This window comes from Streptomyces graminilatus (assembly GCF_001418565.1).
Lineage (GTDB): Bacteria > Actinomycetota > Actinomycetes > Streptomycetales > Streptomycetaceae > Streptomyces > Streptomyces graminilatus.
Genome location: NZ_LIQQ01000526.1, coordinates 1 through 10,013, shown reverse-complemented (window position 1 = coordinate 10,013; position 10,013 = coordinate 1). Strand labels below are relative to the sequence as shown.

The window sequence follows — 10,013 nt, the reverse complement described above, 5'->3', positions numbered from 1 at the left end:
CCTTGCGGAAGTCCGCGAGCAGACGGCCCCGGTCGCCCGTCCGCGTAGCCAGGACCACATGGCTCGGCTCGATCCCGTGCAGAGGGATCGTGGTGAGGTCGGGACGGAGTCTGTCCACGCCCAGACCACCCGGAACGATCGCCACCGCCTGCCCGGCGGCGATGAGTTCGAACTTGTCCTCCAGGGCCCGCACCAGCGGCCCCTCCGGCGCCCTGCTGCCGTCCGGACGCGGGTCGATCCGCCAGAACGCGTTCCAGGCAGCGTCCTCCCGCACCCGGGGCAACGGTTCGTCGGCGATGTCGTCCAGCGTGACGGACTCCTTGCCGACAAGACGGTGGTCGAGCGGGACGACAAGGACCCGGGGTTCCTCGTAGAGGACGGTCACCTCCAACTCGGCGGAGGCGAGCGGGAGTCGGGCGATCACGACATCGACCCGGTGGTCCAGCAGCGCGGGGCGGGGCTCGTCCCAGTTGAGGTGCAGGGCCCGTACGTCGGCGTCCGGGTGCCGACGCCGCAGCTCCCGTACGGCAGGCGTGACGATCAGGTTCGACGTGTAGCCGACGACGAGACGGCTGGGGTCGGCGGCGGCCAGGGTCTGCGCGGCGGCCCGGGTGGCCGCGCGGAGCAGCGCCCTGGCATGCGGCAGGAAGACCTCACCGGCCTCGGTGAGACGGCTGCCCCGCGGGGTGCGGTCCAGGAGCCGGGCGCCCAACTCCTTCTCCAGGCCGCGGATCTGCCGGCTCAGGGACGGCTGGGCGATACGCAGGATCTCGGCGGCACGCCCGAAGTGCAGTTGCTCGGCGACCACCGTGAAGTAGCGCACGAGGCGCAGATCGAGATCCGGGGCGGGGACAGGGCGGAGGCCTTCCGGTGGCGGGTGCGGGAGGTCGGTCATGTGCCCAGCGTAGAGCGGCAGTTGGGGACATCAACCTCGTGCGTACATCCTGAACTGCTGTGATGCCTGATGCGCATTGCCCGATCCGGAACAGGTCTTGGACGCGGAACCGAGCCCGCACGCACGCTGAGAGCACACCGGCCGACACCAAAGAGGCTGGAAACGCAGGGGAGTTCATCATGCGTGTGTTCGTCACCGGGGCGGGCGGGTTCGTCGGGTCCGCCGTCGTACGGGAGTTGCTCGGTGCGGGTCATGACGTCGTCGGGATGGTCCGCTCGGACGGGTCCGCCGCCCTGCTGAAGGAGACGGGGGCCGAGGTCCACCGGGGTGACCTGGACGACCTCGGCAGTCTGCGGGCGGGGGCGGCGGACTCGGAGGGCGTGATCCACACCGCGTACGTCCATGACTTCCGCGACTTCGCCGAGGCCGCGCGGACCGATCTGCGGGCCGTGGAGACACTGGGCGACGCGCTGGCGGGATCCGGCCGGCCGCTGCTCATCTGCTCCGGGACCGCCTTCTCGCCGGGCGTGGTGGCGACGGAGGACAACCCGGGCGACCCCGACGTGTCCCACATGTACCGGCTTGCCTCCGAGGCGGCGGTGATGCGGCTGGCCGAGCGCGGGGTGCGGGCGTCGGTCGTACGGCTGCCGCCGACCGTGCACGGCGAGGGGGACCACGGGTTCGTACCGCGCCTCGTCGACATCGCCCGCGCCAAGGGCGTATCCGCCTACCCGGGCGACGGCACCAACCGCTGGGCCGCCGCCCACCGCTCCGACGTCGCCCGCCTGTTCCGGCTGGCGCTGGAGTCGGCACCGGCGGGCACCCGGCTGCACGCGGTCGCCGAGGAGGGCATCAGCACCCGCGCTATCGCCGAGGCGATCGGACGGGGGCTGGGCCTGCCGGTGACATCCGTCCCGGGCCCGGACACGAACGCCCACTTCGGCTGGCTGGGCGGCTTCTTCGAACTCGACCTTCCGGCGTCGAGCACCTGGACGCGGGAGCGGCTGGGGTGGCGGCCCACAGGGGTCGAACTGCTGGCGGACCTGGGGGCGGGGCACTACTTCGGCTCCGCCGAGGGGGGTGCGAGCGCTCCTGCTTCATAGGCGCCCGGGGCCGGGTCCGGGCCCGGCAGCGCTCAACGCACCTGGTCCGTACCGGACGGCGCCGCCCTCGACCCGCCCGCCGAGGGCGGCTTCCCGCTACTGGCGGCTTCCCGCTACTGCGGCAGCGGTGCGACGGACGCGGCCCCGCGCCGGGCGGCCAGGAAGAGGCCCGCCGCGACGACGGCCGAGGCCAGGCCGAGCAGGCCGACGGCGGTGGCCAGGGTGCCGAGCGCGGACTCGGCCGCGATCAGCACCAGCGGGCAGATGAACTGGCCGATGAAGAAGGACGCGGTCCACAGGCCGGTGCCACGGCCCCGGTCGGCGAAGTCCAGCTTGGACATGGCGATGGTGAGCAGGGAAGGCAGCATGAGACCGGTGCCGAGGCAGTTGAGTACGGCGCCGACGATCAGCAACGGCGCGCTGTCCGCGAGCCACATCACCGCGAACCCGGCCGCGCACAGGGCGAAGACGAGGGGCAGCCGGGGCGCCGGGGCCCCGCGCAGCTTGGCGAAGGTGATCGCGCCGGCCATGGTGGCGGCGCTGGCGACGGCCGTGGCCGGACCGATCACGCTGGTCGCCGTCACGCCGAGGTCGTCCAGCAGGTAGGACATCTCCACCGGGACCGTGTAGAAGACGAGGGCCCCGAACACGGTGAGTCCGCAGATCCCGGCCAACTGCCGGAAGGGGAACGGGCGCTGCGGGGCGACTGCGGCATCCGTGGGGAGCGTGGCGGCCGTGGTCGCGGTCGGCTTCGGCAGTCCGATGGCCATCAGGGGGGCGATGAGCAGGCTGACCGCGTAGATCCAGAACGGGGTCCTCCAGCCCGCCGACCCGGCGGCGCCGCCGATGATGAAGAAGGCGGTCGCGGAGGCGGAGGCGCACATGGTCTGGAGGGCGAGGTAGCGGTCCCGTACCCGGCCGCTGTAGTAGTCGCCGATCAGCGTGGTGCAGCAGGTCATGATGGCGGCCTCGGCGATACCGACCAGGGCGCGGCTGGCCACGATGGCGCCCAGCGACTCCAGCCACAGCGGGGCGGTGCCGAAGACCGCGTACAGGACGGTCGCGACGATCAGCAGACGCTTGCGGCCGAGCCGGTCGACGATGACGCCCGCGAAGGGCGCCAGCAGGCCCAGCGCCAGGGCCGGAACGGTGAGGGCCATCGGGACCAGGGCGGCGGCGCCCGGGACGTGGGCGAAGTGGTCCTGCATCTTGGGCAGCACGGGGGCGATCAGGACGGCCCCGAGGATCGGCAGACAACTGCCGGCCATGAGGAGGGCGACGCGCAGCCGGTGCGCGGTGCCGGATGCCGGAAGGGTCGCGCCGGGTGACGGCGCCGGTTCCGCGTAAGTGGGCGGGGGCGGGGGCACGGAAGCGGGCATGCGGGAACTCCTCGTGGCGCATTGGGGAGAGCGAATTGGGGGAGAGACGGCACGCCACCGGGGAACAGACACCCCGAGAAGGGGGAGCGTGCGGAGGAAGTCGCGGAGGGAGTTGCGGAGGGAGTTGCGGAGGAACTGGGGTCGACTATGGGTGAGCGACCCTGCCCTGCCTAGCCTCTGTCCGATCGATCTGCCGGATCGCGATCATCCTTGCCGTGGATGGTCTCCGCGACCCGTGCCGCCGTCTCCCGCAGCCAGATGTGCGCCGCGTCGTGCGTGTGGACCGGGTGCCACCACAGGGCTTCCCGGAGCGGCACGGCGTCGTAGGGCGGCTCCATGACCCGTACGGGGACGAGTCCGTCGAGCCGGTCGGCGAGATGCCCCTGGATCAGGGCGACCCGGCGCGTCCCGGCGACCAGGAGGGGCATCAACTGGAAGCTGTCGACGGAGACCTCGACGCGCGGCTCGATCCCGAGCATGCCGATCTGCCGGGCGGCGGGCGCGTCGTACGTGCGCTGGTACGTCACCCACGGCAGCCGGGCCAGGTCGTCGAGGGTGAGTCGCTCGCCGACCTCGGGGTTGTCGTCGGCGACGAGATAGACCCAGCGATCCTCGTAGAGCTCCACGGCGGGGAAGTCGCCGATGATGCCGTGGGGCAGCAGCATCCCGTCGGCGGTGCTCAGCAGTGCCCCCGTGTTCTCGGTGATGTCCGTCGGGGGCTGCTTGAAGCGCAGCCGGATCCCCGGCGCCTCGGTGTGGACGACGCGGGCCAGGTCGGCGCCGAAGACGGCCACCGCGTAGTCGGAGGCGAGCAGGGTGAACTCGTGCTCCTCATGCGCGGGGTCGAACACCGCCTGGCTCGTGAAGACGCGTTCGAGCAGGTCACAGGCGGTGGCGGTGCGGTCGAGGAGGGCCAGGCCGAGGGCGGTCAGTTCGTAGTGTCCGCCGACCCGGGAGAGCAGTTCGTCGTCGAAGTGGCGGCGCAGCCGGGCCAGGGCGGCGCTCATGGCGGGCTGGCTGAGCCCGATGCGCCGGCCCGCGACGGTGACGTTGCGTTCCTCCAGGAGGGCGCGCAGGGCGACGACGAGGTTGAGGTCCAGGCTGGCCAGGTTCACGCGAAATCCCGGTGCGGAGGAGGAGACTGCGGCGGCTGGGTATTCGTCGCCTGGATTCCGATCATCCAGAGAATCGATTTCCCCGATCGCAATTTACGGGCCAGATTGGTGGCACCGCAATCGGGAGGACATCTCCGTGAAATCCGCAGCCGCAGCCGCAGCCGTCTCGGCACCCCTCTTCGCCGGCCCGTTCGCCGTCGGCACTCTCTCCGCTCCGGGCGGCGCCGCGTTTCCCGGCCTGGTGGTGCCGGACGGCCGTGTGCTCGACCTGCGTACGGCGCTGGACGAGCCCGCGCTGACCGTCCTTTCCCTCCTGGAGCGCTGGGACGAGGAGCTGCCGCGCCTGCACCGCCTGGCGGGCGGTCCGGACCTCGCGGGTGATCCGGACCTCGCGGGGGATCCAGACCTCGCGGGTGATCTGGTCCTCGCGGGGGATCCTGCCGGTGACTGGCTGCCGCTGGACGGCCTGTCCGTGCACGCGCCCGTCGAGCCCCGGCAGATCTTCCAGTCCGGCGCCAACTACCGGCAGCACGTGATCGACCTGGAGGCCGCGCACCGCGCGAAGGACGACCCGCGCACCGTCGAGGAGGCCCGCGCGGAGATCGCGGCGCTCATGGACAAGCGGGCCGCCGATGACCTCCCGTACGTCTTCATCGGCCTGCCGACCACGATCACCGGGCCCTACGACGACGTCGTACTGCCGTCCTGGGCCAAGAAGCCCGACTGGGAGCTGGAGCTGGCCGCGGTGATCTCCCGCCCCGCCTATCGGGTCACGGTGGAAGAGGCCCTCGACCACGTCGCGGGCTACACCATCGCCAACGACCTCACCGACCGGGCCACCGTCTTCCGCCGGGACATGCCCGCCATCGGCACCGACTGGCTGCGCTGCAAGAACGCGCCCGGCTTCACCCCGCTCGGCCCCTGGATCGTCCCGGCCGGGTCCGTCGCCGACCCGTCCGACCTGCGGGTCACCCTGAAGCTCAACGGCGAGACCATGCAGGACGAGTCCACCGAGGACATGATCTTCGGCGTGGCGCGGCTGGTCTCGTACATCTCCCAGAGCGCCCAACTCCTGCCCGGTGACCTGGTGTTGACCGGCAGCCCGGCCGGGAACGGCATGCACTGGGGGCGGCTGCTGCGCGACGGCGACGTGATGGACGGGTCGGTGACCGGGCTCGGCGCCCAGCGCACCCGCTGCGTCGCGGAGGAGACGCCGTGAGCGACCGCGCCACCACCGTGCCCGACGCGAAGGACGCCGAGGGCGCGATAGCCGAGGCCGCCAAGGCGTACTCGAACTGGGGCCGTTGGGGTGAGGACGACGTCCTCGGCACGCTGAACTTCCTGGACGCCGCAAAGCGCCGCGAGGGCGCGGCACTCGTCCGCGACGGCGTCAGCTTCTCGCTCTCCCAGCGCTTCGACATGAACGGCCCGCAGAAGGGCTGGCGGCGGCGTACGAATCCGGTGCACACCATGCTCGACACCGGCACCGACGCGGCCCTGGGCAACCAGGGTTTCCCGCACGGCATCGGCGGCGCCGACGACGTGATCGCGATGCCGCTGCAGTGCTCCACCCAGTGGGACGGCCTCGGCCACATCTTCGACCACGGCAAGGCATGGAACGGGCGGCCCGCCGAGAAGGTCGTCACCTCCGACGGCGACCTCGTCACCGGCATCGAGCACATGGCGCCGTACGTGGCCGGGCGGGGCGTCCTCCTCGACGTGGGCCTGGTCGTCGGCGACAACGGCGAACTGCCCGACGGCTTCGCCATCACCGAGGAGCACCTGACCGCCACCGCCGAGGCGCACGGCGTCACCGTCGGCCGGGGCGACCTCGTCCTCGTCCGCACCGGACGGCTGGCCCGCGCCAGGCGCGACGGCTGGGGCGAGTACGCGGGCGGTCCCTCGCCCGGACTGAGTTTCACCACGGCTGGCTGGCTGCATCGCAGCGAGATCGCCGGGATCGCCACCGACACCTGGGGTTTCGAGGTCCGGCCGAACGAGTTCGACCACGCCTTCCAGCCGCTGCACCAGGTCGCCATCCCCAACATGGGGCTGCTCATAGGCGAGATGTGGGACCTCGACGCCCTGGCCGAACACTGCGCGGCCGACGGACGGTACGAGTTCTGGCTCACCGCCGCTCCGCTGCCCATCACCGGGGCCGTCGGCTCGCCCGTGAACCCGATCGCCGTCAAGTAACGCTCCGTACGGGCCGAGTGAGCCGCCCCGACAGCCATATCCATGCCATCCGGCCCGCACCACCGCCCCCGCCGCTCGATGTCGCGCGGTTCCACAGCAGGGAGACCCCATGACCGACACCCGCCCCCACTCCCGGCCCCGCACCGTCCTCGTCATAGGCGGCGGCGCCTCCGGCAACGCCGTGACCGTGCTGCTGCGGCGAGCGGGCATCGCCGTGGATCTGATCGAGGCCAGGCCCGACTGGAACGTCCTCGGCTCCGGCATCACCCTCCAGGGCAACGCGCTGCGCGTACTGCGTGAGCTGGGCGTGTGGGAAAAGGTCCGGGAGAGCGGCTACGCCTTCGACTCGGTGGGCCTGGCCACGCCCGACGGCCAGGTGTTCCACGTCCAGCAGGACATCCGTACCGGCGGCGAAGACCTGCCCTCGACCATCGGCATGCAACGGCCCCGGCTCCAGGAGATCCTGTGCGAGGCGGTCCTGACCAGCGGTGCGACGGTCCGCCTCGGCACCACCGCCGACGAGCTGGTCCAGGACGGCACGGGCGTCACCGCCCGCTTCAGCGACGGCACCGAGGGCCGCTACGACCTCGTCATCGCGGCCGACGGCCTCAGCTCCCGGACCCGCGCGATGATCGGCATCGGCGACAAGCCCGAGCCGACCGGCATGGCCATCTGGCGTGTCGCCGTACCCCGCCCGGCGGGCGTGGAGCGCACCGACCTGGCCTACGGCGGGCCCTGCTACATCGCCGGCTACTGCCCCACCGGCGAGAACACCATCTACGCCTATCTCGTCGAGGCCAACCGCGACCGCGCCTCCATCGACCCGGCCTCGTACGCGGACGAGATGCGGCGCCTGGCAGCCCCGTACGGCGGCGTCTGGCCCGAGATCGCCGCGAGCATCACCGACCCGGCCGGGGTCAACTACACCTGGTTCGACCGGCTGCTCGTCGAGGGTTCCTGGCACCGGGGCCGGGTCGTCCTGATCGGCGACGCCGCCCACGCCTGCCCGCCCACCCTCGCGCAGGGCGCGGCCATGTCGCTGGAGGACGCCTCCATACTGGCCGAACTGCTGAGCACGGAGGAGTCGTGGGACTCGGCCGACTCCCTCGACGACCTGCTGACCCGCTTCCACGAGCGCCGTATCGGCCGTGTCCGCATGGTCGTCGATGCCTCGATGCAGCTCGGCCAGTGGCAGTTGGACGGTGTCCGTGACGCCGACGTGCCCGGCCTGATCGGCCGCACGATGTCCGTCCTGAAGGAGACCCCGTGACGGCCCCGGACACCCTGGCGACCATCGACGTCCACGCGCACGTCCTGCTTCCGCAGGTCGAGGAGGCCGTCGCCGGACACCCCGGGCTGGCCGCCGCCCGCGCTCTCGACGCCCGCCGCAACGGCCCCGACGCGCTCGCCGTCAGCGGCCCGATGATCCGTGACCGCATCCCTCTCCTGACCGACGTCAAGGCCCGGCTGACCGCGATGGACGCCTCCGGGGTCGATGTCCAACTGGTCTCGCCGTCCCCGTCGCACTACCACTACTGGGCCGACGAGGACCTCGCCCGCACGGTGTGGGAGCTGGCCAACACCGGCACCGCCGCCCATGTCGCCCAGGCCCCCGACCGGTTGCACGGACTGGGCCTCGTCCCGCTCCAGCACCCGGAGCTGGCCGTCGAGGCCCTCGACCACGCCCTCGGTCTGGGCCTGCGTGGAGTGGAGATCTCCAGCCACGCACCAGGGCGAGAGCTTTCGGACCCGGCGTACGCGCCTTTCTGGACGCGCGCCGAGGAGACCGGCGCCGTGCTCTTCCTGCACCCCTTCGGCTGCACGCTGGACGAGCGCCTGGACCGCTGGTACCTGTCCAACACGGTCGGACAGCCCACCGAGAACGCCGTCGCGCTCTCCCATCTCATCTTCTCCGGCGTGCTGGACCGCCACCCCGGCCTGATGGTGATCGCCGCGCACGGCGGCGGCTATCTGCCGACCCACATCGGCCGCTCCGACCACGCCTGGCGGGCCAGACCGGACACGCGGGGCTGCGCGGCCGAACCGAGCAGCTACCTCAGGCGGCTGTACTTCGACTCGCTCGTCCACGACCCGTACGTCCTGCGGGAGTTGATCCGGGTGGCCGGCCCCGACCGGGTCCTGCTCGGCTCGGACTTCCCCTTCGACATGGGCACCGAGGACCCGGTCGGCGCGCTGCGCGCCGCCACGGACCTGCCCGACGCCCACTTCCACGCCGTACGCGGCGGCAACGCGGCAGCGCTGCTGCGCCTCAACTGCGCCTGAGGAGCCCCGACATGACCGACGCCCTCCCCAACCACGCGTCCAACCACTCGCCCATCCACTCGCCCAACCACCCGTCCAACCACCCGTCCAACCGCCTGCTCACGCACCTGCGGCACGTCGACCTCGCCGTGCCCGACTACGACAAGCAGCTCGACTTCTACGCCGGGGTCTGGGGCCTGACCAAGGTCGCCGAGGACTCGGGCATCTCCTTCCTGGCCGCCGAGGGCAGCCCCGAACAGTACGTCGTACGGCTCCGGAAGGCCGACGAGAAGCGGCTCGACCTCGTGTCGTACGGTGCCGTGTCGGCCGCCGACGTGGACACACTCGCCGAGCAACTCCTCGCGGACGGCGTGCGGTTGATCTCGCAGCCGGGCAAGACCGACACCCCCGGCGGCGGCTACGGCTTCCGCTTCTTCGACATCGACGGCCGCACCATCGAGGTCTCGGCGGACGTCGAGGCCCGGCAGCACCGGCGTATCGAGGAGAAGGAGGCCATCCCGGTCCGCCTCTCGCACGTCGTCCTCAACTCCCCCGACCTGGACGCCACCCGCGCCTGGTACGAGCGCCACCTCGGCTTCCGGCTGTCCGACACGCTCAGCTCGCCGCACATGGGCGAGGTCATGCACTTCATGCGGATCAGCAGCCGGCACCACTCGATGGCCATCGCCAGGGGCCCGCACACCTCCCTGCACCACGTCTCGTTCGAACTGCGCGGCCTGGACGAGTACATGCGCGGCTCGGGCCGCGTGATGCGCTCCGGCGCCCGCAAGATCTGGGGGCCCGGCCGCCACATGGCGGGCGACAACACGTTCACGTACTTCCTCGACCCGCACGGCAACACCGTCGAGTACACAACGGAGTTGGAGGAACTCGACGAGGACACCTGGCATCCGCACGTCTACGACTTCTCCCGGCCCGAGGTCACCGACCAGTGGGGCACGGCGAACCCGATGAACGAGCTGGTCGCCAAGGAGTCCTTCAACGACGTCGACCCCGGCGTCTTCGTCGCCCCGCCTGTCTGACCCCCCTCGCCCCCCTCGAC

The 10,013-nt window shown here is 71.7% G+C and carries 9 protein-coding genes; 6 read left to right on the top strand and 3 right to left on the bottom strand.

The window, feature by feature from the left end; genetic code table 11:
* Positions 1-895 (bottom strand): LysR family transcriptional regulator (locus tag AOK08_RS35070; RefSeq protein ID WP_055533544.1); only part of this gene is annotated, 895 nt, incomplete at its 3' end.
* A 179-nt stretch (positions 896-1,074) separates the two neighbouring features.
* Between AOK08_RS35070 and AOK08_RS35065 the strand changes: the two genes are divergently transcribed.
* Positions 1,075-1,998 carry an SDR family oxidoreductase gene (locus AOK08_RS35065; protein WP_055533542.1) on the top strand — a complete coding sequence of 308 codons (924 nt, stop codon included), beginning with the start codon at positions 1,075-1,077 and terminating at the stop codon, positions 1,996-1,998.
* Between the two features lie 113 nt (positions 1,999-2,111).
* Here the strand turns inward: AOK08_RS35065 and AOK08_RS35060 are convergent, their stop codons facing one another.
* Together AOK08_RS35060 and AOK08_RS35055 are read right to left on the bottom strand one after the other, a co-directional pair.
* A complete protein-coding gene (locus AOK08_RS35060; RefSeq protein ID WP_055533540.1) occupies positions 2,112-3,377 on the bottom strand; it encodes an MFS transporter in 1,266 nt (421 codons plus the stop codon).
* 170 nt (positions 3,378-3,547) lie between these two features.
* A complete protein-coding gene (locus tag AOK08_RS35055) occupies positions 3,548-4,492 on the bottom strand; it encodes a LysR family transcriptional regulator (RefSeq protein WP_055533532.1) in 945 nt (314 codons plus the stop codon).
* A gap of 130 nt (positions 4,493-4,622) precedes the next feature.
* Here AOK08_RS35055 and AOK08_RS35050 point away from each other — a divergent pair, with 130 nt between their 5' ends.
* From AOK08_RS35050 to AOK08_RS35030, 5 genes are all read left to right on the top strand, one after another.
* Entirely contained in the window at positions 4,623-5,711 is a 1,089-nt protein-coding gene (locus tag AOK08_RS35050) for a fumarylacetoacetate hydrolase family protein (protein ID WP_079054449.1), read from the top strand.
* Positions 5,708-6,688, top strand: coding sequence for a cyclase family protein (locus AOK08_RS35045; RefSeq protein WP_055533528.1), 981 nt, complete (start codon positions 5,708-5,710; stop codon positions 6,686-6,688). Before AOK08_RS35050 ends, AOK08_RS35045 begins: the two co-directional genes overlap by 4 nt.
* A gap of 109 nt (positions 6,689-6,797) precedes the next feature.
* Entirely contained in the window at positions 6,798-7,958 is a 1,161-nt protein-coding gene (locus AOK08_RS35040) for an FAD-dependent oxidoreductase (protein WP_055533526.1), read from the top strand.
* Positions 7,955-8,971, top strand: coding sequence for an amidohydrolase family protein (locus AOK08_RS35035; protein ID WP_055533524.1), 1,017 nt, complete (start codon positions 7,955-7,957; stop codon positions 8,969-8,971). Before AOK08_RS35040 ends, AOK08_RS35035 begins: the two co-directional genes overlap by 4 nt.
* 11 nt (positions 8,972-8,982) lie before the next feature.
* On the top strand, positions 8,983-9,993 hold the full coding sequence (locus AOK08_RS35030; protein ID WP_241827220.1) for a VOC family protein: 1,011 nt from the start codon (positions 8,983-8,985) through the stop codon (positions 9,991-9,993).
* Positions 9,994-10,013: the final 20 nt, after the last annotated feature.